General features: G+C 32.2%; 22 protein-coding genes. 9 read left to right on the top strand and 13 right to left on the bottom strand.

The annotated features are described in order from the left end of the window. On the bottom strand, window positions 1–1,530 hold the full coding sequence (locus QWY99_RS16555) for an MFS transporter (RefSeq protein ID WP_290266756.1): 1,530 nt from the start codon (window positions 1,528–1,530) through the stop codon (window positions 1–3). An 87-nt stretch (window positions 1,531–1,617) separates the two neighbouring features. Here QWY99_RS16555 and QWY99_RS16550 point away from each other — a divergent pair, with 87 nt between their 5' ends. Further along, a complete protein-coding gene (locus QWY99_RS16550) occupies window positions 1,618–2,469 on the top strand; it encodes an AraC family transcriptional regulator (protein WP_290266754.1) in 852 nt (283 codons plus the stop codon). Window positions 2,470–2,532: 63 nt separating this feature from the next. Here the strand turns inward: QWY99_RS16550 and rpe are convergent, their stop codons facing one another. From rpe to QWY99_RS16495, 11 genes are all read right to left on the bottom strand, one after another. Beyond that, entirely contained in the window at window positions 2,533–3,195 is a 663-nt protein-coding gene (gene rpe, locus QWY99_RS16545) for a ribulose-phosphate 3-epimerase (protein ID WP_290266751.1), read from the bottom strand. A 404-nt stretch (window positions 3,196–3,599) separates the two neighbouring features. Beyond that, window positions 3,600–4,463, bottom strand: coding sequence for a sigma-70 family RNA polymerase sigma factor (locus tag QWY99_RS16540; protein WP_026707723.1), 864 nt, complete (start codon window positions 4,461–4,463; stop codon window positions 3,600–3,602). A gap of 272 nt (window positions 4,464–4,735) precedes the next feature. Continuing rightward, window positions 4,736–5,599, bottom strand: a complete 864-nt coding sequence (locus QWY99_RS16535; RefSeq protein WP_290266724.1) for a sigma-70 family RNA polymerase sigma factor — start codon at window positions 5,597–5,599, stop codon at window positions 4,736–4,738. A 717-nt stretch (window positions 5,600–6,316) separates the two neighbouring features. Then, window positions 6,317–8,059 carry a hypothetical protein gene (locus QWY99_RS16530; RefSeq protein ID WP_290266722.1) on the bottom strand — a complete coding sequence of 581 codons (1,743 nt, stop codon included), beginning with the start codon at window positions 8,057–8,059 and terminating at the stop codon, window positions 6,317–6,319. Beyond that, window positions 8,047–9,249: a DUF4249 domain-containing protein gene (locus tag QWY99_RS16525; protein WP_290266720.1), complete on the bottom strand. Its 1,203-nt coding sequence runs from the start codon at window positions 9,247–9,249 to the stop codon at window positions 8,047–8,049. Before QWY99_RS16525 ends, QWY99_RS16530 begins: the two co-directional genes overlap by 13 nt. 12 nt (window positions 9,250–9,261) lie before the next feature. Next, window positions 9,262–12,048 (bottom strand): TonB-dependent receptor, encoded by a 2,787-nt coding sequence (locus tag QWY99_RS16520; protein WP_290266718.1) that lies wholly within the window; start codon window positions 12,046–12,048, stop codon window positions 9,262–9,264. Window positions 12,049–12,053: 5 nt separating this feature from the next. Further along, window positions 12,054–12,797, bottom strand: coding sequence for a hypothetical protein (locus tag QWY99_RS16515; RefSeq protein WP_290266715.1), 744 nt, complete (start codon window positions 12,795–12,797; stop codon window positions 12,054–12,056). A 185-nt stretch (window positions 12,798–12,982) separates the two neighbouring features. After that, entirely contained in the window at window positions 12,983–15,115 is a 2,133-nt protein-coding gene (locus tag QWY99_RS16510; RefSeq protein WP_290266713.1) for a polyribonucleotide nucleotidyltransferase, read from the bottom strand. Between the two features lie 157 nt (window positions 15,116–15,272). Beyond that, entirely contained in the window at window positions 15,273–15,539 is a 267-nt protein-coding gene (gene rpsO / locus QWY99_RS16505) for a 30S ribosomal protein S15 (protein ID WP_129537341.1), read from the bottom strand. 98 nt (window positions 15,540–15,637) lie between these two features. Further along, a complete protein-coding gene (locus tag QWY99_RS16500; RefSeq protein ID WP_290266710.1) occupies window positions 15,638–16,594 on the bottom strand; it encodes an energy transducer TonB in 957 nt (318 codons plus the stop codon). A gap of 38 nt (window positions 16,595–16,632) precedes the next feature. Next, entirely contained in the window at window positions 16,633–17,088 is a 456-nt protein-coding gene (locus QWY99_RS16495; RefSeq protein WP_290266708.1) for a GAF domain-containing protein, read from the bottom strand. Window positions 17,089–17,159: 71 nt separating this feature from the next. Between QWY99_RS16495 and xrtF the strand changes: the two genes are divergently transcribed. The 8 genes from xrtF to QWY99_RS16455 all read left to right on the top strand — a co-directional run bounded on the left by xrtF (window position 17,160) and on the right by QWY99_RS16455 (window position 24,174). Beyond that, window positions 17,160–17,699: an exosortase family protein XrtF gene (gene xrtF / locus QWY99_RS16490; protein ID WP_290266706.1), complete on the top strand. Its 540-nt coding sequence runs from the start codon at window positions 17,160–17,162 to the stop codon at window positions 17,697–17,699. Next, window positions 17,689–18,132, top strand: a complete 444-nt coding sequence (locus tag QWY99_RS16485) for an exosortase F system-associated membrane protein (RefSeq protein ID WP_290266704.1) — start codon at window positions 17,689–17,691, stop codon at window positions 18,130–18,132. The genes xrtF and QWY99_RS16485 overlap by 11 nt, the downstream gene beginning before the upstream one ends. 63 nt (window positions 18,133–18,195) lie before the next feature. After that, on the top strand, window positions 18,196–19,026 hold the full coding sequence (locus tag QWY99_RS16480; protein WP_290266702.1) for an ATP cone domain-containing protein: 831 nt from the start codon (window positions 18,196–18,198) through the stop codon (window positions 19,024–19,026). A gap of 41 nt (window positions 19,027–19,067) precedes the next feature. Next, on the top strand, window positions 19,068–20,423 hold the full coding sequence (locus QWY99_RS16475; protein WP_290266700.1) for an MBL fold metallo-hydrolase RNA specificity domain-containing protein: 1,356 nt from the start codon (window positions 19,068–19,070) through the stop codon (window positions 20,421–20,423). A gap of 73 nt (window positions 20,424–20,496) precedes the next feature. After that, window positions 20,497–20,898 (top strand): HYC_CC_PP family protein, encoded by a 402-nt coding sequence (locus QWY99_RS16470; RefSeq protein WP_290266697.1) that lies wholly within the window; start codon window positions 20,497–20,499, stop codon window positions 20,896–20,898. A 72-nt stretch (window positions 20,899–20,970) separates the two neighbouring features. Further along, on the top strand, window positions 20,971–22,977 hold the full coding sequence (locus QWY99_RS16465) for a TonB-dependent receptor plug domain-containing protein (RefSeq protein ID WP_290266695.1): 2,007 nt from the start codon (window positions 20,971–20,973) through the stop codon (window positions 22,975–22,977). Between the two features lie 41 nt (window positions 22,978–23,018). Continuing rightward, window positions 23,019–23,360, top strand: coding sequence for a heavy-metal-associated domain-containing protein (locus QWY99_RS16460; protein WP_290266692.1), 342 nt, complete (start codon window positions 23,019–23,021; stop codon window positions 23,358–23,360). A gap of 130 nt (window positions 23,361–23,490) precedes the next feature. After that, a complete protein-coding gene (locus QWY99_RS16455) occupies window positions 23,491–24,174 on the top strand; it encodes a DedA family protein (RefSeq protein ID WP_290266690.1) in 684 nt (227 codons plus the stop codon). A gap of 299 nt (window positions 24,175–24,473) precedes the next feature. On the opposite strand, the gene groL is transcribed toward QWY99_RS16455, so the two are convergent. Beyond that, window positions 24,474–26,102: a chaperonin GroEL gene (gene groL, locus QWY99_RS16450; protein ID WP_229990132.1), complete on the bottom strand. Its 1,629-nt coding sequence runs from the start codon at window positions 26,100–26,102 to the stop codon at window positions 24,474–24,476. Window positions 26,103–26,160 lie beyond the last annotated feature (58 nt).

Below are 26,160 nucleotides of genomic sequence, written 5' to 3'. Positions count from 1 at the left end.
TTATTTGTTTCTATTACTAGGATTGAAAAATTTAAAACTCATCAATGCTAAAATCCATACACCAAACCCTCCGTATAATAAGACTAAGTCAAAGCCATGAGCAAGAGCGTCATGTGCAATTTTACCCGAAGCATCTAAGGTGACAAGTTGTGGAAAGTCTTGGTTTAGAGAAGAAAAATTCCCTACAGCTATTTTTTCTGCCATGGAGCGCAATGCTTCGTTATCTAATGATTTAGAAAAAGCAGTAGTTAAATGAGACAAGATTCCTTCAACTAATATAAATCCCATTAAAGCAATATTAAGAGATAAAGTAATCATTCGGGCACTCATGTCTATACCAGATGCCATACCAGCTCTATTGCTTGAAACGGAACCCGTAGTTGTATTAGTTACAGGAGTGTTGGTTAAACCTAGTCCGATACCAGCCAATAGCGAACCGGGTAGCATGGTAATCCAACTAGCATTTTCTGCAATGCTGCCGTATCTCATCATGATAAAACCTAATCCTAGTATAAACAGTCCCAAAGGAATTACAACACCTGAGCGATATTTAACCGAAAGATACTCAGCTAAGGGAGGAATAAATAAAGTAGGTAAAGTATAAGCAAGCAAAGAAAGTCCTACTGTTACTACATTGTAACCCAAATAGCTTTGAAAGTAAATTGGAAGATAAATTATAAAAGGCCAAAAGCTAAAATTCATACCGATAGAACCCAATATGGCTCCTGAAAATGTATTGATTTTAAATACTGAGAAATCAAACATAGGATAGGGCGTTGTTTTTTCGACCCATATAAAAAGGAGTAAACTGATTAAGGCAATAATGATGCTGACTAGAGCGATTGGACTTGTGAATCCTAAATAGGGACCTTGGGTAATGAAATAAGTGAGCCCAAAAATGGAAATAGATAATGTAATCATTCCCCAGATATCTAATTTTTTAGCTTCAGAATCTTTTGATTCATTTACTGTATCATAAACAAGATAAGCTGAGATAATTGCTATTGGAACATGAATTAAAAATACCCACTGCCATGATAATAAAGCTAGTATTGAACCACCTACAATAGGACCGAAACCTAATCCGATACCAAGAATAATTCCCCAAACACCAAATGCTTTACTACGTTCCTTACCATCCTGAAATTGATGAGATAAAGTGGCTACTTGACAAATTAGCATAGCCCCACCGCTTATTCCTTGAAAGAATCGACTAATAATTAATACTGTTACATTTTGTGTCAAACCACAAATTAAGGAGAAAACACCAAATAGGCTTAATGAGATAATTAGAATGCGTTTTCGGCCGTATCGATCGGCTAAGGTTCCAGCAGCCATTAATACAGCAGTACAACCAATGGTATATATGTTCATTATCCATTGCATGTCTCTAAGGTTTGCATTTAGGACTTTTTCGAGAGTTGGTAAGATTACGGGAACACTAGAAATTTCTAGAGAGAACATTAAATTAGCCAGACAAATGGCGATTAAGGCAATTGTGTTTTTGTTTAAGTTGAATTTTTGCTTCATTTCTTGTATTATTTATAAATAGCAAAATTATACTGAACACAATTGTTTTATCGGTACAATTTTACGATAATAAAGTACCTTTGCAAGATGAGAAAAGAAAACATGCATCAATCTGTTGAGGTGATTTATAAGAAAATCAACGAATGCCCGATTGTAGATTCTAAATTTAGTTTCTTTCAAATGGTTTATGTTATTTCTGGAAATGGGTTTCTTCATATTAATGGTAATCGTATTTCTTATCGATCGGGTAACCTTATGTTGCTTACACCAAATGATTACCATAAGTTTGATACTGTAACGACTACGGAGTTTTTATTAGTTAAACTTAATAGTGAGTATGTAAAAGAATACAAGTCCAAAAGTATTGATCATATCGAGTGTTTATTGCATTATGCGACACATCTATCAGGTTGTATTTTAAAAAATAAAGCCGATGAGTTTCTTGTTAGGTCAATAGCAGAATCTTTGATGCACAGCATAGAAAACAAAGATATTTATGATGAAGATTTAGTTTCTCATTATGTAAATGCATTGATTGTAATAGCTGCAAGAAATTTAGCTAAGATAAAACCAATTGGAATAAAAGAAAATGCAGATAAAAGAATTTTGGAAATCATTAATTATATCCAGGCTAATATTTTTTATCCTCAAAAATTAAAAGCTTCAGTTATAGCTGCGCAATTTGATATATCTGATACGTATTTAGGAAGTTATTTTAAGAGCCATTGTGGAGAAACGATTCAATCTTTTACCTCAAATTATAAAATTAGGTTGATAGAGCACCGATTGGTTTTTAGTGATATGAGGATTAATGAAATTGTAGAAGAGTTTGGTTTTTCTGATGAAAGTCATCTCAATAAATTTTTTAAGAAGCACAAAAATAGTAGTTTAACAGGTTATAGAAAGGCAAAGGTTTTATTAAATGAAGATTCTAATTAGTTTATAAAAACAAAAAATCCGAAGAGAAATCTTCGGATTTTGTATTATATATACTTCTTAAAATTAAAAAGAAGTTAGCGCTTTTAAGTCAGCAATAGTTGCTGTTGGGTTTTCGGCTTTAAAAACGTAGCTCCCAGCTACTAATACATCAGCACCAGCTTCTACTAATTGTTTTGCATTTTTATTGGTTACACCACCATCGATTTCTATAATAGTTGATGCATTTTTTCTAGTAATTAAATCTTTTAGCTTTTTTACTTTAGTGTAGGTGTTTTCAATAAATGATTGTCCGCCAAAACCAGGATTTACACTCATGATGCAAACTAAATCAATGTCGTTTATAACATCTTCTAATAAGTCAATGTTTGTGTGTGGATTTATGGCTACTCCAGCTTTCATACCTTCTGCTTTTATAGCTTGTAAGGTTCTATGAAGATGTGTACAAGCTTCATAATGCACGCTTAGTATATTTGCTCCTAGGTCTGCAAAAGTTTTGATATATCTATCAGGATCAACAATCATTAAATGAACATCGATGGTTTTCTTAGCATGTTTGTTAATTGCTTCTAAAACTGGCATTCCAAAAGAAATGTTTGGAACAAAAACGCCATCCATAATATCAATATGAAACCAGTCGGCTTGACTGTTGTTAATCATTTCGATATCACGTTGTAGGTTTGCAAAATCGGCTGCAAGAACTGATGGTGCTATTAGTGTATTTTTCATTGTGTAGTAGTGTTGTTTTTAGCAAAAGTAGAATTTTAACTGCAAAGTTCACATGCTTTTATACTAAGTTAATGAAGAAAAATATTTTTTGACGATAGAAGGTGTTTTGCGTGAGGGATTGAGTATTTGTTTGAGCTCTTTTTAAAATGATGCAACGGAGTGTAATTATTTAAAAAAGCGAGTACGAAAGCCCGACCTGTAGTTTTACGAAAGGGCACGCCCAATTATATAATAAAATCAGTAGGTATTAAAAAAAATAAAACTCCGGTAATCAGCCGGAGTTTCAATCATCAATCAAAAAACGAACAGTCAATCAAACTGTTGTTTGCGTTAAAAACATTTCAAGTTTAAAGTTTCAGGTTACTCGGAGCAACTTGAAACCTTAAATTTGAAAATAAATATTATTATCCTAAGTAAGTTTTAAGAATTTTACTTCTTGAAGTATGTTTTAATCTACGGATTGCTTTTTCTTTAATCTGACGTACACGCTCACGAGTTAAGTCGAAAGTTTCACCAATTTCTTCTAGAGTCATTGGGTGTTGGTCTCCAAGACCAAAGTATAAACGAACTACATCTGCCTCTCTTGGAGTTAATGTTTCTAAAGAACGTTCGATTTCTGTACGTAATGATTCGTGAATTAACTCTCTGTCTGGGTTTGGTGACTCACCTGAACGTAATACATCGTAAAGGTTAGAATCTTCTCCTTCTACAAGAGGTGCATCCATTGATAAGTGACGACCAGAGTTTTTCATAGACTCTTTTACGTCATTAACTGTCATGTCTAGTTCTTTTGCAATTTCTTCAGCAGATGGTGGGCGCTCATTAGATTGCTCTAATAATGCATACATCTTGTTGATTTTATTGATAGAACCAATTTTATTTAACGGTAAACGAACGATACGAGATTGTTCAGCAAGAGCTTGAAGAATCGATTGACGAATCCACCAAACTGCGTATGATATAAATTTGAAACCACGTGTTTCATCAAAACGTTGTGCTGCTTTGATCAAACCTAAATTTCCTTCGTTTATTAAATCGGGAAGTGTTAACCCTTGATTTTGATATTGTTTTGCAACCGATACTACGAAACGTAAGTTGGCTTTTGTTAATTTTTCTAATGCTCTTTGATCACCGGCTTTAATCTTCTGTGCTAACTCTACTTCTTCGTCAGCGGTAATTAGGTCAACTTTTCCAATTTCTTGTAAATATTTGTCTAATGAAGCAGTCTCACGATTGGTTACCTGCTTGGTGATTTTAAGTTGTCTCATGTTTTTGTCTCCTCAATTTTTAAGTGTACAAATAGTTATACGTATGGAGTTGCAAAAAAGTTACAATTAAATTCAAAATTTTTTTAAAATAATAAAAAGTATAGATTTTTTTAGTTTTATGTTATAAAATCCAGCTAGTATAAATAACATAAAACTCCGGTAATCAGCCGGAGTTTCAATCATCAAATCAAAAAACGTACAGTAAAAAAAATTGTTGTTTGCGTTAATAATATTTTAAATTTAAGGTTATTCAAGGTACTTGAAAGTATATCTTACCCTAAATACGTTTTTAGGATTGCACTTCTGGATGCATGTCTTAGTCTGCGTATTGCTTTTTCTCTAATTTGGCGTACACGTTCACGAGTAAGGTCGAAGGTTCCACCAATTTCTTCTAATGTCATTGGGTTTTGATTTCCAAGTCCAAAGTATAAGCGCACTATATCTGCCTCTCTAGGAGTAAGCGTGTCCAGTGAACGCTCTATTTCTGTGCGTAATGATTCGTGAATTAAATTTTTATCTGGATTTGGAGATACGTTAGAACGCATCACATCGTAAAGATTTGAATCTTCTCCATCGACTAGAGGTGCGTCCATTGATAAGTGATGACTCGAATTTCTCAAAGAGTCTTTTACATCTCGGATAGTCATATCTAGTTCTTTTGCAAGTTCTTCGGCAGATGGCGGACGCTCATTAGTTTGCTCTAATTGTGCGTACATTTTATTGATTCTATTGATAGAACCAATTTTATTTAATGGTAAACGAACAATACGTGATTGTTCGGCTAATGCTTGTAGTATCGCTTGTCGAATCCACCAAACTGCGTAGGATATAAATTTAAAACCACGGGTTTCATCAAAACGTTGTCCTGCTTTTATTAAACCAATATTTCCTTCGTTTATTAAATCAAGAAGTTTTAAGCCTTGATTTTGATATTGTTTTGCCACCGATACGACAAAACGGAGGTTGGCTTTTGTTAATTTTTCTAATGCTTTTTGATCGCCACTTTTAATCTTTTGTGCTAATTCTACTTCTTCTTCTGGAGTGATTAGATTAACTTTTCCAATTTCATGTAAATATTTTTCTAATGAAGCAGTTTCACGATTGGTTACTTGCTTGGTAATTTTAAGTTGTCTCATATTCTTTTCTTCTCAAATTTTTAAAGTCTACATAATACTTTGCATTTAGAGTTGTAAAAAAGTTGTAATAACTCAGCATGCAAAAAAAATCTTCTGCAATGAAAATCGCAGTAATTAAATAAAATTGTAATCGTTAAATGATGGGATTAAAGACTTATGTCCGTGTTTTTTTATTTTTAATAAGTAACGGGGATTACTCTAAATTAATAAAAGCTATTTATACAGAATTAAAATTTATCCTGAGAAAAGAATCCAGAGATCTTTAAAAATAGCTGTTATAGAATTTGATTCTATTGATATCTAGGGGTCAAAAGTATTGATAAAAGGAGTTTATTCCTAATAAAACACTTAAAGATGTGTTTTAAGTTGTTACAAACCAGATTAATGTACAATGCCTATCACAATAAACTAACAAGGTTTTTTAGGAAAATATAAATTAGGTGTTTAAATTATTTAGAAAGCTTAGTAATTAACTATATAAATGTTTTTTTTGATAAAAGAGCCAATTTTTTAAAAGGCTATGAAAATTGCTTGCTTAATTTGTTTTGAACTAGCTGGTTGTAGTTTTTATTTATTCAAAATCGATTTTTTTTAAGTATGATTGACTTTTTTTTACATGAAAAGCCCCAATTCAAATAAATGAATAGGGGCTTTCTTAAATCCTCAATTTGAGATGTATTTTTTTTTTTATAACATTTATATATGAATACGATATGGTTACAAAGAATTTTTTACTTCAATGATTTCTTTTAAAGAAATTGGAGTTCCAGTTTTTGTAAAACCTTCAAGTCTTACTTCAAACATTCCCGAAAGGTCAGAAGTGTAAAATGAATTATTACTTTCAGTATTCAGTTTCACATCAGGATTCCAAAATAATTGATTTCTGAAGTCAGGAATACGTTCGTTGTCTGTTAAATCAGTATAAGTTATTTTGTTATACGCTTTTTTAGGTTGTGGTCTTAAAACTGACGCTTTTACCATGGCATTTCCAGTTTGGTTGCTTTTAAAATCGTTATCGAATGTTGTAAAATTAATTAATCCATTAAAAGATTTTGGACCAATATAATATCTTCCAACAACAACATCAATTTTATAAATATTTTTCATGTTGTATGTCATTAGTTCATTTTGACTCTCTAAGTACAAACCATCAACTAGAACCAAAGCAGATTCGGGTAACTGTGGGAAATGAGTTGGATCCGAAACAAATAAGTAGGTTTTGTCTCCTCTCTGTTTGTGATACATTTCAGTAGCAATTTCAGTCATCGTTTCTCTTAATGTTCTGAATCTAGTAAAGTCATCTAAGATATATTCTTTTGCAACAGGAAAATAGAAAGGTTCTAATGTAGGCGTTTTAATTATATTATCTAGCTTTTTATGATAATACGCATTTTCAACCTGAGCAGAAATTGATCTGTCCAAAAGACTTTCTTTAATTGTATATGATAAATTTGAATTTGGATTAAAAGATAAATTTGAATAATCTATTTCTGGAGCATTATTTATTTTCAGATCGTAATTGTTTGCGTTTTCATCATTGATATGAATGATAACGTCTGGTGTGTAATAAGTTTTGTTCACATAGAAAATGAAATTACCATTAGAATCTGTTTTTACAATTTTAAAAGCGAAAGACTTTCCTGGTATTGATAATCCAATAGCAATGTTGTTGATGTTGTCAGTACTGTTTTTTCCTGATATTTTTCCTGAAATCATTTCTCCTCTAATTTCAGGTAGAATTGTTTTTTTGTCTTGATTCTGTAAGTCTACAATTGAAGTGTAGGATTGTTTAGAAGAAAAGTCTACTGCAGAAATTTGATCTTTTTCAGGTATGTTGTCAAGTCTTCGAACTGATAAAGAGTATTCACCGTCTTGAAAAATGGTATTTGCCGATTGGATCTTTAAATCTACTAATTCACGATTTGTAAATGTCTTTTTATTGAAATTAAAAGCGACGTTTTCATTTGTAACGCTACTAGCATTTGATGAATCTTCTGTATTGTTTTTTGATGAAGCTAGGCTATTCTCTGTTGTTTTTGTGTCTACAGTTTTGTACGGGTTGACGATGTTAATGTCTAATTGGAAAAGCTCAGAAGTCGGTTTGTTTAACATCCAGTTTGTGTAGCCAATTAATTTGTAATTTCCAGTTTTTAAGGTTGTTGGAATGAAATAATCACCCTGTCCAGTTGCATTTTCTAATGCGATTTTTGTTTTAAAAACAGATTTCTTATCATTATCTACAAGTTCAACATAAGCAATTTTACTTATGTTACTAGGCATTTTGTCAGTCGATTTTAGACAGTAAACTTTATATTGTAAGGTTTCTCCAGATACAAACGATGAGCCATTTGTATGAATGAATATTGTTTCATCTAATTTGATGTTTTGAGGAGCTTGTGCTGTTATTATCTGTATTTTGATGAATACTAATAATAAAATGATGTTTTTTAATTTGTCCAAAATGAAGGTATTACGTTAGATGAAAATGATGTACAGTCTCCACATTCTATTTTTGTAACAGTGTAGGTAGGCTCTTCGTAGTTTAGAAAAGTTACTTTGTTTGCATTAATACGATCAATTAAAGCGTCGCCTCGACAAGGGATAGGCATACTTAGTCCAAAACAAAATTTATACTCCTCGCTATCACAATCTGTGAAATAAGGAGGTAGTTTTTCATTAGGGAATAAATCGGAATAATTGAAAAATAGTCTTTTTGAAGAAACAGATGATACTTCAAAAAAACCGATTGCCTTTTCATCGATATTAGATATACATTTGATATTCCCATTAATAAAACCTGGCTGTTTTGGTGACAATATACTAGAAGAACTTGATATATCTTTCATGGTTTTTCGGAATGTATAAGATTGTAAGTTTTGAACATACTGTCTTACAAGTATACTGTAACGATGGCTAATGATATAATTTTGATCACTAATAAAACGAACTTGAAAATTCACACGGTCTTCTTGTAAATTCGCAGTCGATGTTAAAATAATATCATTTGATGTTTTTGTACTATAACATGTTCTAGTGTCTATTGAGTTTGATACGATTTCTACTTTTTGAGGCCCTACAACGGCAAGCTTACTGCCTGACCAACTTGGAGCAACAATCTTGTATGTTTCTTCGTATTCGTATCTGTAATATTTTGATGTATTAGCAGGGTCGAAGCTGTGTACTTTTATTTGAACTCCTCTGCCTTCTTTACTGTCAGTTACAACAGCAGGTGTTAAACTCTCGATTTGATTTTCAGTAGTTAGAACTTCATTTGAAGATTTATATTTCTTCCCGTTAGAGGTAGTAATCTCGAGTGTGTATTCTGTATTTGGATCAGCCTTAAATTCATTTTCTGAAATGTATTTACCTGATTTTTCTTTAAATAGAAATGTATTTCCTTTATTATCAAATACAGTAACATTTGCGCCAGTTTCAATCTTTAAGCCATCATCTTCTAATCGTGAAGTTTTTGTGAGTTTTATTTCTTGTTTTTTAAATTCATTTGTAATAGTTGCTTCAACTACTAATGCTTCTTCGTAAGTATCACTTTGAAGGTTAAACGATTCTGTGCAACTACTTATAATTAAGCTTAGAAGTAGAATAAAATATATTTTATTTTGGTAGATGGTTTTCATAATTTTTGAATCCATTTAGATTGGTAATTAAAATTTAAAATTATAAGTGATGCTAGGAACAGGTATTGAAAAAATCGATGATTTATACCCTTTTACGGATCCGTTTTTATCAGTAACAAAATAAATAGAATACGGATTGTTTCTACCTAAAACGTTGTAAATAGAAATATTCCAGAAGCTATGAGCTAGTTTTTTTATTTTATGGTTTCCTTCAATGTTGATTCCGATGTCTAAGCGGATATAATCTGGTATTCTATATGCATTTCTGTCGCTATAAAGTGTATATTCAGCATTTCCATAGTTAAAAGTTCCAATTGGATAAGTAATTGGTCTTCCAGTTTGATATAAGAAATTGGTTGATAAACTGTATCGTTTTGTGAATCTGTAATTTAAGATAGCACTTAAATCATGTGGTTTGTCAAAATTAGATGGAAAAAAGTTTCCATTGTTTACCATTTCAGAACTAAATTTACTATCAAGTTTAACAAGCGATTTAGAATAAGTATATCCAACCCAACCGTTTAATCTTCCAGTTGTTTTCTTTAGTAATAACTCTATTCCATAGGCTTTTCCTTCCCCTTGCAATAATTCGGTTTCCACTTTTTGATTTAACAAAAGTTGTGCTCCAACCTTATAATCAAGAATGTTCTTAGATGTTTTATAGTATCCTTCAAGGCTTAATTCATATTCTTCATCATTAAAAGTTTTAAAAAGACCTAACGAAACTTGTTGCGCGCTTTGTGGTGCTACATTCGTGTCGGATAATTTCCAAGTATCAGTTGGCGATTGAGTTACATTGCTAGATAGCAGGTGGATATACTGTCTTGTAAAGTCATATCCAGCCTTTACTGATAGATCTTCGGTAATAAAATAGCGTGCTGCTAAACGAGGTTCTAGGCCTCCGTAAGTTTTTATAACTTCGTTATTCGAATATTTTTCTGTTCCAATAAGTGTTTGATCGCTTAAAGGTAAGCCAGGCTGATATTTGTTAACATCTGCGGGTCCTAGTGAAGCATAAAAAGAATATCGCAATCCTAAATCGATCAATAGTTTGTCGCTTAATTTATAGCTGTCCGCTAAATAAATTGCCGACTCCAGTGCTCTTTCTTTTGCAATATCTACAGGTACTAGAGTTGCTTCAGGTTTTGTAGGATGTTGATATCCTGGTGAAATATTGTACAGTTTACTAGCAACACCATATGATAAATTATGCTTTGGGCTAAGCTGGTAGTTCATCTTTAACTGCAACTGAGACTCATTTACTTTGTAGCCAAAATCAAATGAATTGACATCTTGAGTATTATAGTCGATGTTGAATTTGTATTCGCTATTGGTAAAGATTAATGCTCCTTTGCTTTTTTCGTTAAAAGTATGATCCCATTTTACCGAAGCAAGTCTGTTGCTGTATTTGTAAATAGAGTCAGAGCTTAAGCTAAAACGGTCATGACTATAGTACAAAGTAGCTTCAATTGAATTGTTTTTGTTTATGTTGTTGTTGTATTTTAGGATACCATCATAAAAGCCTGCTTGGCTGTTTTTTAGATTTTCATCATCCAATGACTTCAAAATCCAGTCAGAATATGTTGCGCGAACTCCAAAAATGATACTAGATTTATTTTTTTTAATTGGAGTGCTAATGGTAAGATTTGATGTAATAGGTCCTACAGCTCCTTCTCCAGAAAATTTTTCTAGATTACCATTCTTTGTCGTAATGTCAAATACTGATGACAAACGGCCTCCAAAATCGGCAGGAATGCTTCCTTTGTAAATATCTGCTTTTTTAGCTGTATAAGGATTTATCGCAGAGAAAAAGCCTAAAAAGTGTTGAGGGTTATATAATACAGCATTGTCTAAAAGAATTAAATTTTGGTCATCTTTTCCTCCTCTAACGTTAAACCCTGCTGAACCTTCTCCTGTAGTTTTAACACCCGGAAATGTAGTTGCAACTTTTAATATGTCTCGTTCTCCAAGAATTAAAGGAACATTTTTTATTCCTTCAATGTCAATAGAGACTAAACCAGAAACAGTCGTTTCAATTGTCTTTCTGCCTTTCTTTTTAATTACGATTTCGTCTAGTAAGTTTGACTTTTCATTGATATTGACATCAAATACGCCATCCTCATAAACCATCAAAGTTTTTATAACTTCTTTGTGGCTTAGTGATTTTATTTCAATGACATTTATTCCTCTTGGTAGTTGTATGCTATAATTTCCGTCTAAATCGCTTGAGGTGCTAATGTTTTTGTTTTTTACTTTTATGAAAATATTAGCTTCAGGCTTACCAGTCTCTTCATTTTTTATGTTACCAGTTACAATAAAGTTTTTTTTCGTTACTTCTTTGTTTTCTTTTCCTATAAAAATGATTGATGCCTTTTTTGTAACGCTATAATTATTTAAAGTATCATATTGTTGATAAAATACAGGATTACTGGAGTTATTTTCGCCATTGTTCCTGTCGTTAACTACTGGAGTATCTGTAAAATAATTAGCTGGTAAATCATCGTGAATAGAATTGTTAAGTGTTAGAATCACTTTGTTTTTTATAACAATAAAATTCAAATCAGTTTTATTTAATAGTTTCTCTAATAAATCATCGATTTTTATGTCGGTATACGTCCCAGTTATGATTTTATTGTTGGATTTAATCCAAGCTGAGTCAAAATAAAATTTATATGGGGTAGATGATTCTATTGATTTTAAAGCATTTTCTAGGGTTTCATTATTAAAATTAATAGATAGTTTTTCATTAGAGTTCTGGGCTATAGAAAATTGAAATGAAAATAAAATAAATAAGGCGAGTATAATTCTTTTCATTTGTCTTATATAGTTTGAATTGTAAGAGAGTTGCTAATGTATTTCATCAAGTTTTTCATGAATAGATTTAAGTTTGTTTTTTTTAGTTCTCTGTTCATTAAATAAAATTCGCTAATCTGTTTCTTTTGTTCTGGAAATAGTTTAATTAAGTCTTTTTTCGTTTTTATTTGATATGCAGTGTTTTTGAGGTCAATGAAAAAAGAAGGGTTTTCTTTGTATACAACAAATGCTTGATCATCACTTATTATGTCTTTTTGATCTTTATAGTGCTTAGTGTAAAATGTAAAATAGGGGTAATAAATATTCTGCTCATAATACCCGCTTGGCAATTTTAGATCTTTATTGTTTTGGTTTTCAATATTGACAAAGTTTATGTCTTTTATAGAGAAGGATTTTACTTTGTTCTTTGCAAGATTGATTCCTATGTTTTGGGATTTATCCGATGGGCTTAAAATTAGAATATCCCTAAAAATATCGTATTTTAAATTGACATCATAATAAATTTGTCCGTCATAAGTGAGGTTGCCTAATTCGTATGAATTTATGTAGTATAAATTGATGGATTCTTTAGTTGTTCTAAAGGTATTTGTATGAGGGGTTCCGTTGATTATGTCTAAATTTTCTTTACCAATTGTTTTGTCAAACCCGTTGTATGTGTTGATATCGTTGGTTTGACTTGTTATTATGTGAATGTTTAGTATTAATCCAAATAAAATAAAGAATGATTTTTTTTTATGATAATTTTTCAAAGGATTGTTGGTTTTAATAGTTTTTTATTGATGTTTTAGCAAATGTTGAAAAAAAATAAGTTAAAAAAAAATAATTTTTTCAAAAAAAAATGTTTTTTATTTTGTAAATTAAAAACGAAAAACCCCAATTCAAATAAATGAATTGGGGTTTTCTATGAATAAACCTTTAGTAAACTAAGATCTGATTACTCTTTTTTCTCCTCACGTGGAGGTCTTGGTAAAAGTGCTTTCTTAGACACTTTTTCTTTTCTAGTTTTAGGATCGACACCTAGGTATTTAACTTGGAAAGTATCTCCCATTTTAACTACATCGGCTACATTTTCTGTACGTTCCCATGCTAATTCAGATACGTGAAGTAAAACTTCATTTCCTGGAGCAGCAAGATATTCTACTACAGCTCCAAAATCTAGCATTTTGATAACTTTAACGTCGTAAGCTTCTCCTACTTGAGGTTTGAAAGTTAACGAGTCAATTTTACGTAAAACAGCTTCGATTCCGTCTGGATCAGTACCTAGAATTTCAACTACACCTTGTTCGTCAACCTCATTGATTACAATAGTTGTTCCAGTAGATTTTTGTAATTCTTGAATTACTTTTCCACCAGGTCCAATTAAAGCACCAATAAAGTTACCAGGAATAGTTACAGTAATGATTTTAGGAGCGTGTTTCTTAACTGTTGCTTTTGGCGCAGCTAATACTTCGGTAATTTTACCTAAAATATGTAAACGTCCATCACGAGCTTGAGCTAATGCAGCTTCCATGATGTTGTATGCTAAACCTTCGATTTTGATGTCCATTTGACAAGCAGTGATTCCATCAGCAGTTCCAGTTACTTTAAAGTCCATATCTCCTAAATGATCTTCATCACCAAGAATATCAGACAATACAGCAAATCTTTCACCATCAGTGATTAATCCCATTGCAATTCCAGAAACTGGTTTTGTCATTTGGATACCAGCGTCCATAAGTGCTAATGTTCCAGCACAAACAGTTGCCATAGAAGAAGAACCGTTAGATTCTAATACTTCAGATACAATACGAATAGTGTAAGGACAATCAGCAGGAATCATGTTTTTCAACGCTCTTTGTGCTAAGTTTCCGTGACCTACTTCTCTTCTTGAAGTTCCTCTTAGAGGTTTTGCTTCACCAGTTGAGAAAGGAGGGAAGTTGTAGTGTAAGTAGAATTTCTCTTCACCTTGTTCAGATGGAGAATCTATTTGGTTTGCTTCTCTAGATGTACCTAAAGTTGCAGTTGCCAATGCTTGAGTTTCTCCTCTTGTAAAAAGTGAAGATCCGTGTACAGATGGTAAATAATCAACTTCACACCAGATAGGTCTGATTTCTGTAGTTTTTCTTCCGTCTAAACGAGTTCCTAAATCTAGGGTTACGTTACGAACAGCTTCTTTGTTTGTTTTGTAAAAGTATTTAGAAACTAAATCGCCATTTTCTAGTAATTCTTCTTCTGTAAATAAAGCTTTTACTTCTTCTTTTACTTCAGCAAATGCAGCTGTTCTTTCTTGTTTAGAAGAACCTACTTTTGCGATATCATAAATTTTATCGTATGCAGCAGCTTTTACTTTAGCGTAAATTGCTTCATCTTCTTTTTCTTCTTCGTAGATTCTAGTCTCTTTTTTACCAAAAGCGGCAACTAATCTCTCTTGAGCGTCAATTTGAATTTTGATAGCTTCGTGAGCAAATTTAATTGCTTCAACCATTTCTGATTCTGAGATTTCTTTCATCTCTCCTTCTACCATTGCGATAGAATCTTTAGAAGCACCAATCATCATATCTATATCAGATAATTCTAATTGAGCACGGCTAGGATTGATTACAAGTTTTCCGTCGATACGTGCAACACGTACTTCAGAAATTAATGTAGAAAAAGGAATGTCAGATAATGCTAATGCTGCTGATGCTGCTAAACCTGCTAATGCATCTGGCATAACTTCATCATCATGAGACATTAACTGAATCATTATTTGTGTTTCAGCATGGTAATCATCTGGGAAAAGCGGACGCAATACACGGTCTACTAATCTCATTGTTAATACTTCGCTATCACTTGGTCTAGCTTCTCTTTTGAAGAAACCTCCAGGAAAACGACCTGCTGCAGCAAATTTTTCGCGATAATCTACCGTTAAAGGTAAAAAATCAACTGGACTTGCTTTTTTGGCAGATACTACTGTTGCAAGCAACATAGAATCTCCCATTCTTACTACTACAGAACCATCAGCTTGTTTAGCTAATTTTCCTGTCTCGATTGAGATGCTTCTGCCATCTCCTAAATCGATACTTACTGTTGAAACTTGTGGAATCATAAATTTTTTCCTTTTTTGATTATACAATGGGTTTTAGTTGTGTTGTAGTTGTTGTTGTGCGTAGTTAATGCCTAAAACCCAATGAAAAACCAAACTTTTTTTATTTGTTTGCCTAAAAAACAAAAAGAGGCACTTTCGCACCTCTTTTTTATATTGATTATTTTCTGATATTCAATACTTTGATAATCTCACGATATCTGTTGATTTCTTTTTTCTTCAAGTAATCTAACAATGATCTTCTTTTTCCTACTAGTAGTACTAATGAACGTTCAGTGTTATAATCGTGACGATTTTTTTTCAAGTGCTCAGTTAAGTGTGAAATTCTGTAAGTGAACAATGCAATTTGAGCTTCTGCTTTTCCAGTGTTTGTTGCTTCACCGTGTTTTGCGAAAATCTCTTCTTTAATCTCTTTAGTTAAATACATTCCAATATTATTTAATGATTTTTATGTATGTCATACAACTCTTGTAAGACGGGTGCAAAAATAGTACTTTTTTTCTAAAAAATAAATTTTATTGCCCCTTATTTTGCAATTGTTATAGGTAATGAGTAAATAACACTGACAGGAAGACCTCTTTCTAATCCTGGATTCCATTTTTCAGAGCCTTTAATGACCTTTATTGCACTTTCGACCAACCCGTAACCAACTCCTTTAATTATTTTTGGATTTATTAGTTTTCCTTCTTTATCTACAGTAAAAGTTAAATAGATTTTTCCAAAAACTTTATTTCTAGCTTCTATGGGGATAAACATTTCTCTTGCGATATAGCGATAAAATGTTTCAATTCCTTTTATAGGAGTGGGCTGTTCGTGAACAACTTTGTAAGGGTGCTCAATGTTTAAGGAATCGATGCTTATTCCAGAAACTAACTCGCCATTTTCATAATTTTCAGTAAATGTAAAATTGCGTTTTAAGTTTTTTCCTTTCCAGATGCCGTCTGGGAAACCGTTTTTTATTTTTCCACTTCCTGCGTAGTTGTCATCAAAAACATCACAATCTCCATCCCCAACTATTACTTTTTGCTCGTTTTGGCTGTTCCAGTAGTTATTAACTTTAAAAATGACTTTGTTTTTCTTATCTTTAATATACTCAAGTTCTGATTTTAATACTCCAGTGTCGTACCAATTATACTCTTTACCACTTTTTTTTCCTTTTACATAACTTACTGTTGACTTTTTTTTACCATTTTCATAAAAATAAACAAATTGTCCTTCTCTCTGGAGGAAGTCTTTTTCTGTGGATGTTCCAATCATTTTTAATGCTTTGGACTTGTAGTAATCTTTAAAGACATATGTTTTGTTGTCTTGGTAATATCCCTCAACAATTCGAATGTATTTGTAGTTGTCTTCTGCAGTTTCAGTATAAGTAGAATCCATGTAGATCATTTTGTTAAGTTCTATAGAACCTTGTGAAAATGATTTCGTGGTAATTAATAAAAAAAACGCAATTATAAAATACGAAGGGAGGTTAAATTTCATGGATACATATTTTTAATACAGAATAAAGAAAAATGTTTTTAATACAGTTTAGCTACTTCTTGATTAACAAATTCCAAAAACTTTTCATCAGCTTCGGTAAATGGGTCAAGAACGTGACTATCAATATCGATTTGTCCTATGTTTTGCCCGTTTACAAATAATGGAACAACAATTTCAGATTTCACAGTAAAGCTACAAGCGATATAGTTATCCTGAGCCGCCACATCTGGAACTACAAAGTTTTCGTTTGAAACCGCTACTTGCCCACAAATACCTTTACCAAACGGAATTACAGTATGATCCGTTTCAGCTCCTACATAAGGTCCTAAATGCAATGTTTTGTTTTCATGATTAGCAAAATAAAAGCCAACCCAGTTGTAGTAATCTACATTGTTGCTTAATAATTGACAAATGTTTAATAATTTCTCGTCTCTTGAGTGATTTGTGTCTGCGACAATCGCAGTTATTTTTGGTTGTAATTCTAGAAATGTCATCTTGTTTTGTTTTTATACAAAAGTATTTAAAGCCAAATCAAAAAATACATAAATTTGTTAAAAAATTTGTCTTGAAAAAATATTTAATTGAGTATAAGCCTTTTCTCCTTTTTATAAGTGCATTTTTTGCAACTTATATTATATTGACATTGGTGTATCAATTTTATTTGAGCAGTTTTGGAACTACAGGTAAGTTAGACCAAATAACAAATTTAGTAGCATATCATGTGGAGCAATTATTGCGATTGTTTAATGGAGATGTTACATTCGATAAAATTCCTTCTGAGCCTTATGTAAGGATATTATATAATCAAAAAACAGTTGCTTCGATTGTAGAAGGGTGTAATGCGATCAGTGTGATTATTTTATTTATATCTTTTATAGTTGCCTTTTCAGGGAAATTAAAGCCAACATTACTTTACATAATGGGAGGTTGCCTTTTTATTTATATCCTTAATATTTTTAGAATAGCATCATTGTGTGTATTATTGTATTATTTCCCAGAGAAGTCACATATTTTGCATGGTGTTCTTTTTCCATTGGTGATTTATGGAATGGTTTTTATTCTGTGGATTATTTGGGTAAGTAAATTTTCTAAATATGCTAAATAATATTCTTGAAAATAAATTGAAAGTCTTTCTTCTTATTCTTTTTGTACTTCTTTTGGTGAGTATAAGAGCTTTTGAAAGTCAGTTGTTTTATGATCCCTTTCTAGCTTATTTTGAAAGTGATTATGAAGTGCTTCCTTTGCCCGAATTTGATTTGATTCGTTTGTTTTTCGGGTTGCTGTTTCGATATACATTAAATGCAATTCTATCATTGGGGATTGTTTATGTGCTTTTTAAAGAAATGGAAATGGTGAAATTTGCCTCAATTTTATATGCTGTTTTTTTCTTAGTTTTAATTGTTGCTTTTTTTTGCATCATTTATTTCTTTGCCAATCATAATAATTTGATGCTTTTTTATGTGCGTCGTTTTTTAATCCAACCTATTTTTATACTGTTGTTCATTCCTGGATTTTATTACCAAAAAATAAATAAATAGCTCTTTTTTTCTTATCTTTATTAGTCGGTTTGTTTTTGTTTTAATACTCAAATTAAGAAACAGATGAAAGTTGTAAAAAAATCAGGAGATTTTGTTGTCTTTGATAGAAAGAAATTAGAGAAGTCTCTTTTGAATTCAGGGGCAAATCAATTCGTTGTTCAAGAAGTTTTACAAACAATAGAAAAAGAAATTTATGAAGGCATTTCTACAAAGGAAATTTACAAGATGGCTTTTAATCTTTTACGGAAAAAATCCCATTCTCATGCCGCACGTTATAACTTAAAAGAAGCTATTCAGTTATTAGGACCTGCAGGTTTTTACTTCGAAAAATATATAGCTAGGCTTTTCTCGATTGAGAATTATGAAACGAGAACAAATTTAACGTTGCAAGGCAAGTGTGTTTCGCACGAAGTAGACGTCTTGATAAAGAAAAACAATAGCATTGGAATGATTGAGTGTAAATTCCATATGGGGAAAGAAGCGTCCACAGATGTAAAAGTACCGATGTATATTTTGTCTCGATTTAATGATCTTAAAGAAAGAAAACATCTTGTTTTTGCTGAGAAAGATACTATTTCAGAATGCTGGATAGTTACTAACAATAGATTTACATTAGATGCAATGACTTTTGGGACTTGTTCTGGTTTGAATTTATTGAGTTGGGATTATCCTGCAAATAATAATTTGAGAACAAAGAATGAGAATAATAATTTATATCCTATAACTTGTTTAACGGCACTGACACTTGCTGAAAAAGACAAATTATTGGCTTTGGATGTGATTTTGGTAAAAGAGTTGTTAAACAATCACTATTGTTTAGAAGAAATAGGGCTGAGCTCTCAAAGAATAAAAGGGATTATAAAAGAAGCATCGGAGTTGTGTAGGTATTCTTAAAAATATAGTTTTTTATTTTATGTAATTTAAATTTGAATCAAATGAAAGTTAAATTCATTGGTGGTGCAGGAACTGTTACAGGCTCTAAAACATTAATTGAGAGTAATGGTGTTAGGATTTTAATTGATTGCGGACAGTTTCAAGGGATAAAGCCTTTGCGAGAACTTAATTGGGAACCTTTATCTGTTGAACCCTCGACGATAGATTTTGTATTGCTTACCCATGGACATTTAGATCATTGTGGCTGGTTACCAAGATTAGTGTATCAAGGTTTTAAGGGGAAAATATATTGCTCAGGACCAACAAAAGAAATTGCTAGACTAATTCTTTTGGATAGCGCTAAGATCCAAGAAGAAGAAGCTAATAAGGCAAACGAAGAGCGCTATTCTAGCCATGAAATTGCGGAACCACTTTATACAGTAGAACAAGCTAAGAAAGTTTTTCCGCTTTTTAGAGTAGTCAAAATCAATGAGCCTTTTCTTTTGGAATCTGATATTTCTGCAGTTTTCTCCACAGCAGGGCATATCATGGGAGCTTGTAGTATAGCGTTGACAGCTGAAAAGAAAACCTTAGTATTTTCAGGAGATATAGGTCGAGATGATGATGTGTTACTTTTTCCTCCAGAGAAGCCTAAAAAAGGAGATTATATATTTTTAGAAAGTACATACGGAAACAGATTGCATCCAGATACGGATCCCAAAGAAGAACTTGAAAAATACATAAATACTACATTCCAGAAAAAAGGAACAGTTATTATACCCAGTTTTGCTGTTGAACGTGCTCAGAGTATCATGTTTTTGTTATGGCAACTAAAGAAAGAAAATAGAATTCCAAATATCCCATATATTATAGATACTCCTATGGGGATTAGTGCGCTAGAAATCTTTATAAATAATAAACAGTGGCACAAACTCTCGATGGAAGAATGTATGGGAATGACAAAAATGTTTTCTTTAGTCTCAGATTACCAAGAAACAATGGATGTTATATATAACAAAAGTCCTAAAGTTATTATTGCGGCCAGCGGAATGTCTACAGGAGGGAGGGTTCTGAATTATTTTGAACATTATATTGGGATGCGAGAAACAACTGTAATTATTGTAGGATATCAAGCTGAAGGAACTCGTGGTAGGAAATTATTGGAAGGGGCGGATGAGATTAAAATACGTGGAAAATATTTTCCAGTTAAAGCAAAAATATTAGAAATAGGAGGGCTCTCTGCTCATGGAGATCAGGATGATTTACTTGCCTGGCTTTCTGCATTAGAGAATAAGCCCAAAAAAGTCTTTTTAGTTCATGGTGAAAATGTTCCTGCAGATGCTCTTCGTATAAAGATTAAAGAAAAATATGGTTTCAATTGTGTTATTCCTTTGATGGGGCAAGAGTTTGAATTATAAAAAAAATAATTTTTAAATTTTTAACAAGAATTTCATTTGTGTAATTGATTATAATGCTAGTTTTGCAAACGATATGAATATAAAAAGATGCACTAGTTTATTTTTAGCAATTCTACTATTGGTCTCCAATGTAGGACTAGCTTTTGATGTGCATTATTGTGGAGGTAAATTGGCCTCTATTTCATTGAATAAAACTTTAGAAGCGCCTCCAGTTAAAAAATGTTGTGAGATTGCTACCAAAAAGAAAGCATCATGTTGTAAGGATAAAGTAGTTCATTTTGAGAAAAAATCTGATACTGCTACTATTAAAACATTCTTATTTCAGCTTGATTTTCCTTTTACCCTTCAAGAATTTAAAACAGTTGTTTTTTTATTTATTCCAAAATTTAAAAACAAACAGTTAGTTACTTATTATAGCGATGCTCATGCACCTCCGCTATTTAAGCTCTATCAACAATATATATTTTACGCCTGATTTTAATGTTTTTTAAAGTCAAACCATTTGGTATGGTTTGAATCTATTTATTTAAACATTAAAATTATACTCATGAAAAAAAATATAGCATTTTTCGCTATGCTTTTACTTTGTATTCCTGCTCTTGCACAAGAGAATTTGGGTGAAGTAAAAATTGTAAAGAAGCAAAAAGGAATTAAAAAATCATATTCACTTACAGGAAATACATCGCTTATAACAAGTAAAGAATTGCTTAAGGCGGCTTGTTGTAATCTTGCCGAAAGTTTCGAGACAAATCCATCTATTGATGTTAACTTTTCGGATGCGTTAACAGGAACGAAACAAATTAAAATGCTAGGACTTACAAGTCCGTATTTAATGATTACCGAAGAGAATGTTCCTTCTGTTCGTGGAGCGTCTCAGGCTTACGGATTGTCATTTACCCCTGGAACATGGGTTGAGAGTATTCAGGTTACCAAAGGAGCAGGAAGTGTTGTAAACGGATACGAAAGTATTTCAGGACAAATAAACACAGAATTATTGAAGCCGATGAATGACATTCCGTTCTTCTTGAATGCGTATGGTTCTACCGATTCTCGTTTTGAGTTAAATACTCATTTTACTAAAAAACTTTCGGATAAATGGGCGACAAGTTTATTAGTTCATGGTAATGCACGTGTTGCAAAAACAGATATGAACGATGATGGTTTTTTGGATAATCCATTAGGGAAGCAAGTCAATATCTTAAACCGTTTTCAATACACTAATGCAGAGAAAGGTTGGGTTGGTTTCGTTAACCTTAGGTATATGAATGATAAAAAGCAAACGGGAGAACTTGACTTTGATAAGGATCGAGATAAAGGAACAACCAATTATTGGGGATCAGAAATTAATACAGAACGAATAGACGTAGCTACTAAAATTGGTTACGTTTTTCCAGATATGCCTTACCAGAGTATTGGTTTTCAGAATGCATTTAATACGCACAATCAAAGATCTTATTTTGGGTTAAACCAATACGATATTAAACAGAATAGCTATTATTCTAACTTAATTTTTAATTCAATTATAGATAATACTAAGAATAAATTTGCTACAGGATTAAACTTTACTTACGATCAATATCAGGAGTTTGTAAATGTAAATGACTACAGTCGTATCGATAATTCTGTTGGAGCTTTCTTCGAGTATACGTATGATAACACAGACAACTTTAGTGTTATTTTAGGTGGACGAATTGATAATCATAATCGTTTAGGGACCTTTATAACACCGCGTTTACATGTAAGGTATAATCCTTGGGAAAAAGCAGTTTTAAGATTTTCGGCAGGAAGAGGAAAACGTTCGGCTAATATTTTTGCTGAAAACCAACAGTTATTTGCGAGCTCAAGGGCATTTTCTATTTTGGATAATAATGGCAAAATTTATGGAATGAATCCTGAAATTGCATGGAATTACGGATTGAGTTTTTCGCAAAGGTTTACTCTTTTTAATAAACATGCCGAAGTAGTTTTTGACTTATATAGAACCGATTTCCAGAATCAAGTTGTTGTAGATGTAATGCAAAGCCCGCAAGAGGTTTTGTTTTATAATTTAAACGGGAAATCGTATGCGAATAGTTTGCAAGTCGAGTTCAACTATGAGTTACTAAAGAATTTTAATTTCCGTTCGGCATATAAATATTATGACATCCGTACAAATTATTTATCTGGAAATTTTGAAAGACCGTTACAAGCAAAACATCGTTTTTTTGGTAATCTAGAATATGAAACTAATCTTGTTGATGGCAAACAATGGAAAATCGATTATACCTTTAATTGGATTGGAGAGCAGTTATTGCCAAATACAGCTTCTAATCCAGTAAAAGACAGATTGCCTGAGTTTTCACCTTCTTATTCTTTAATGAATGCACAAATAACAAGAGTTTTTTCGGATACTTTTGAAGTATATCTAGGAGGGGAGAACATCGGGAATTACCGACAAGACAAAGCGATTTTAGGAAATGATAATCCGTTTGGGCCAAATTTTGATGCATCGATTGTGTATGCTCCTGTTTTTGGGCAAATGTACTATGCTGGATTGCGATTTAAAATAAAATAAAAGACAACTTAATATTTATAAACCCTTAATAACAAAATAAAATGAAGAACGTAATTTTAGTCTTGCTAGTGACTTTTTTCTCAATTGCTGTACAAGCACAAGATAAAAAGAAAAAAAATGCAAAATACGAAACCGAAGTAAGTGGTAATTGTGAAGACTGTAAAAAACGAATTGAAAAAGCTGCTTTTGGAGTTTCAGGAGTGAAATCTGCAGTATGGGATGTTAGTACTCACAAGCTAAGCTTAATCTTGAATGAAGAGAAAACTTCTTTAGTAGATGTGAAAAATGCTATAGCAAAATCAGGCCATGATACCGATGTTGCAAAGACAACTCAGGATGTTTATGATGCACTTCCGACATGTTGTAAATATGAAAGAAATTAATATTGAAGCATAACAGGTAATTTGGGCTTTTTTAGCGTTAATAAAACTTTAAAATATCCCAATTTTTTGTGGTTAAAGTAATTTATTATTACTTTCACCAACTTATAAAATTAATAAATAAATCGCTTATATGAATAATTTTGATTGGACTCAATTAATCAATCCTGAGTTTTATATTACCCTTAACGTTGGTGGATTTCAAATTGGTCTGTACATTGTTATATTTATAGTTTTTGCTGAAACAGGGCTTTTTGCAGGTTTCTTTTTACCAGGTGATAGTTTGCTATTTTTAGCTGGAATTTACAGCCGTGATTTAATTCAAAATATGGTATATATTGAGAGTGATTTCATAAATGTCTTCCTTCTTTCGCTAATGGTCGCTATTTCAGGGATTTTAGGTAATATGACCGGATATTGGTTTGGAGCCAAAAGCGGTTATTATTTGTTTAAAAAAGAAGATACTTTTTGGTTCAAGAAAAAATATCTATTGCAATCAAAAGATTTCTTTGAAAAATACGGAGGTAAAGCTATAATTTACGCTCGTTTTTTACCAATTTTCAGAACTTTTGCACCTATCGTTGCTGGAATCGTATCTATGGACAAAAAGAAATTTATGTTCTATAATATATTAAGTTCATTTTTATGGGCTTTCATTCTGATTTTTGCAGGACATTACCTTTACGGAGTGTTTTTGAAACAAGGAGTTGATTTAAAACAGCATATTGAATATATAATTATAATTATTGTTATCATAACGACTTTTCCAGTTTTGATGAAGCTGTTAAAGAAAAGACCAGCAGATAAAATAGAATAACATTAAAGAACAAAATCCGAAGCTATAAACTTCGGATTTTTTGTTTCTAGGCTTTTGGTAGTCGTGATTGATATTACTTGTCTTAAGCTAATGTTTGTGTTCTATTGGTGTTCTCCATAATAACCAAAGTTGTATTCGATTATGAAATTTAAGTAATGTTTTTTTTTTTTGACAGATGTATTCTGTTTTAAGAAAATGAGAAGAGAGTGTTGAAAAAGCGTTCAAATCAAACCAAAAAAAAATCCGAAGCTATAAACTTCGGATTTTTTATTTTGAGACTTTTGTAAGTCAGCAATGTATTACATCATTCCTGGCATACCTCCACCCATTGGGTTTCCGCCTGCATTATCTTCTTTAATATCAATCAAAGCACATTCTGTAGTTAAGATCATACCTGCTACAGAAGCAGCGTTTTCTAAAGCTACACGAGTTACTTTTTTAGGATCGATAATACCTGCTTTAAGCATATCTACATACTCGTCAGTTTTTGCATTGTATCCAAAATCACCAGTACCTTCAGCAACTTTAGCAACAACTACAGAACCTTCAAGACCTGCGTTTTCAACGATAGTTCTTAATGGAGCTTCTACTGCGCGAGATACGATTTGAATACCAGTTGCTTCATCAGCATTGTCAGCTTTTATTTCGCTTAAAGCGTTTTTAGCTCTTAACAATGCAACTCCACCACCTGCAACAATTCCTTCTTCAACAGCAGCGCGAGTAGCGTGTAATGCATCGTCAACTCTGTCTTTTTTCTCTTTCATTTCTACTTCAGAAGCAGCACCAACGTAAAGAACAGCAACACCACCAGCTAATTTAGCTAAACGCTCCTGTAATTTTTCTTTGTCATAATCAGAAGTTGTAGCTTCCATTTGACCTTTAATTTGGTTTACACGATTTTTGATCATGTCTGCTTCACCAGCACCACTTACAATTGTAGTGTTGTCTTTATCGATAGTTACTTTTTTAGAAGTACCTAACATTTCGATTGTAGTGTTTTCTAATGTATAACCTCTTTCTTCAGAAATTACAGTTCCACCAGTTAAAATAGCAATATCTTCAAGCATTGCTTTTCTTCTGTCACCAAAACCAGGTGCTTTTACAGCAGCAATTTTTAATGCTCCACGTAATTTATTTACTACCAGAGTTGATAAAGCTTCTCCGTCAACATCCTCAGCAATAATTAATAATGGTTTTCCTGATTGAGCTACTGGCTCTAGAACTGGTAAAAGTTCTTTTAAAGAAGAAACTTTTTTGTCATATAAAAGGATATATGGGCTCTCTAATTCTACTTCCATTTTTTCAGGATTTGTAACGAAATATGGAGATAGGTATCCTCTGTCAAACTGCATTCCTTCAACAACATCTACGAATGTATCTGTTCCTTTTGCTTCTTCAACAGTGATAACACCTTCTTTTCCAACTTTTGCGAAAGCAGTAGCGATTAATTCACCAATTACTTCGTCGTTATTTGCAGAGATAGATGCAATTTGTTTTATTTTTTCTGAATCACTTCCTACAACTTTAGCTTGTTTAGCCAAGTCTGCAACGATAGTTTCAACAGCTTTGTCGATTCCACGTTTTAAATCCATTGGGTTAGCTCCAGCAGCTACGTTTTTCAAGCCTTCTTTTACGATTGCTTGTGCTAAAACTGTAGCAGTTGTAGTACCATCTCCAGCTAAATCATTAGTTTTTGAAGCTACTTCTTTAACCATTTGAGCTCCCATGTTTTCTAATGGGTCTTTCAATTCGATTTCTTTTGCAACAGTAACACCATCTTTAGTTACGTTTGGTCCACCAAAAGATTTTCCAATGATTACGTTACGTCCTTTTGGTCCTAAAGTTACTTTTACTGCATTTGCCAATGCATCAACACCACGTTTTAATCCGTCACGTGCTTCAATATCAAATTTTATATCTTTTGCCATTTCTTTTAATTTAGTTTAAGGTTTGAGTTGTTTCAGGTTTTACCCGACTTAATTCTTG

The sequence above is a fragment of the Flavobacterium branchiarum genome (assembly GCF_030409845.1).
GTDB classification, from domain to species: domain Bacteria; phylum Bacteroidota; class Bacteroidia; order Flavobacteriales; family Flavobacteriaceae; genus Flavobacterium; species Flavobacterium branchiarum.
This window is presented reverse-complemented; position numbering and strand designations above follow the sequence as displayed.

Coding starts and splice junctions, on each gene's coding strand:
- QWY99_RS16455 (WP_290266690.1), top strand. CDS start 23,491: ATGAATAATTTTGATTGGACTCAATTAATCAATCCTGAGTTTTATATT.
- QWY99_RS16555 (WP_290266756.1), bottom strand. CDS start 1,530: ATGAAGCAAAAATTCAACTTAAACAAAAACACAATTGCCTTAATCGCC.
- QWY99_RS16520 (WP_290266718.1), bottom strand. CDS start 12,048: ATGAAAAGAATTATACTCGCCTTATTTATTTTATTTTCATTTCAATTT.
- QWY99_RS16460 (WP_290266692.1), top strand. CDS start 23,019: ATGAAGAACGTAATTTTAGTCTTGCTAGTGACTTTTTTCTCAATTGCT.
- QWY99_RS16500 (WP_290266710.1), bottom strand. CDS start 16,594: ATGAAATTTAACCTCCCTTCGTATTTTATAATTGCGTTTTTTTTATTA.
- groL (WP_229990132.1), bottom strand. CDS start 26,102: ATGGCAAAAGATATAAAATTTGATATTGAAGCACGTGACGGATTAAAA.
- QWY99_RS16550 (WP_290266754.1), top strand. CDS start 1,618: ATGAGAAAAGAAAACATGCATCAATCTGTTGAGGTGATTTATAAGAAA.
- rpsO (WP_129537341.1), bottom strand. CDS start 15,539: ATGTATTTAACTAAAGAGATTAAAGAAGAGATTTTCGCAAAACACGGT.
- QWY99_RS16495 (WP_290266708.1), bottom strand. CDS start 17,088: ATGACATTTCTAGAATTACAACCAAAAATAACTGCGATTGTCGCAGAC.
- QWY99_RS16465 (WP_290266695.1), top strand. CDS start 20,971: ATGAAAAAAAATATAGCATTTTTCGCTATGCTTTTACTTTGTATTCCT.
- QWY99_RS16475 (WP_290266700.1), top strand. CDS start 19,068: ATGAAAGTTAAATTCATTGGTGGTGCAGGAACTGTTACAGGCTCTAAA.
- QWY99_RS16480 (WP_290266702.1), top strand. CDS start 18,196: ATGAAAGTTGTAAAAAAATCAGGAGATTTTGTTGTCTTTGATAGAAAG.
- QWY99_RS16535 (WP_290266724.1), bottom strand. CDS start 5,599: ATGAGACAACTTAAAATTACCAAGCAAGTAACCAATCGTGAAACTGCT.
- QWY99_RS16540 (WP_026707723.1), bottom strand. CDS start 4,463: ATGAGACAACTTAAAATCACCAAGCAGGTAACCAATCGTGAGACTGCT.
- QWY99_RS16470 (WP_290266697.1), top strand. CDS start 20,497: ATGAATATAAAAAGATGCACTAGTTTATTTTTAGCAATTCTACTATTG.
- rpe (WP_290266751.1), bottom strand. CDS start 3,195: ATGAAAAATACACTAATAGCACCATCAGTTCTTGCAGCCGATTTTGCA.
- QWY99_RS16525 (WP_290266720.1), bottom strand. CDS start 9,249: ATGGATTCAAAAATTATGAAAACCATCTACCAAAATAAAATATATTTT.
- QWY99_RS16485 (WP_290266704.1), top strand. CDS start 17,689: ATGCTAAATAATATTCTTGAAAATAAATTGAAAGTCTTTCTTCTTATT.
- QWY99_RS16510 (WP_290266713.1), bottom strand. CDS start 15,115: ATGATTCCACAAGTTTCAACAGTAAGTATCGATTTAGGAGATGGCAGA.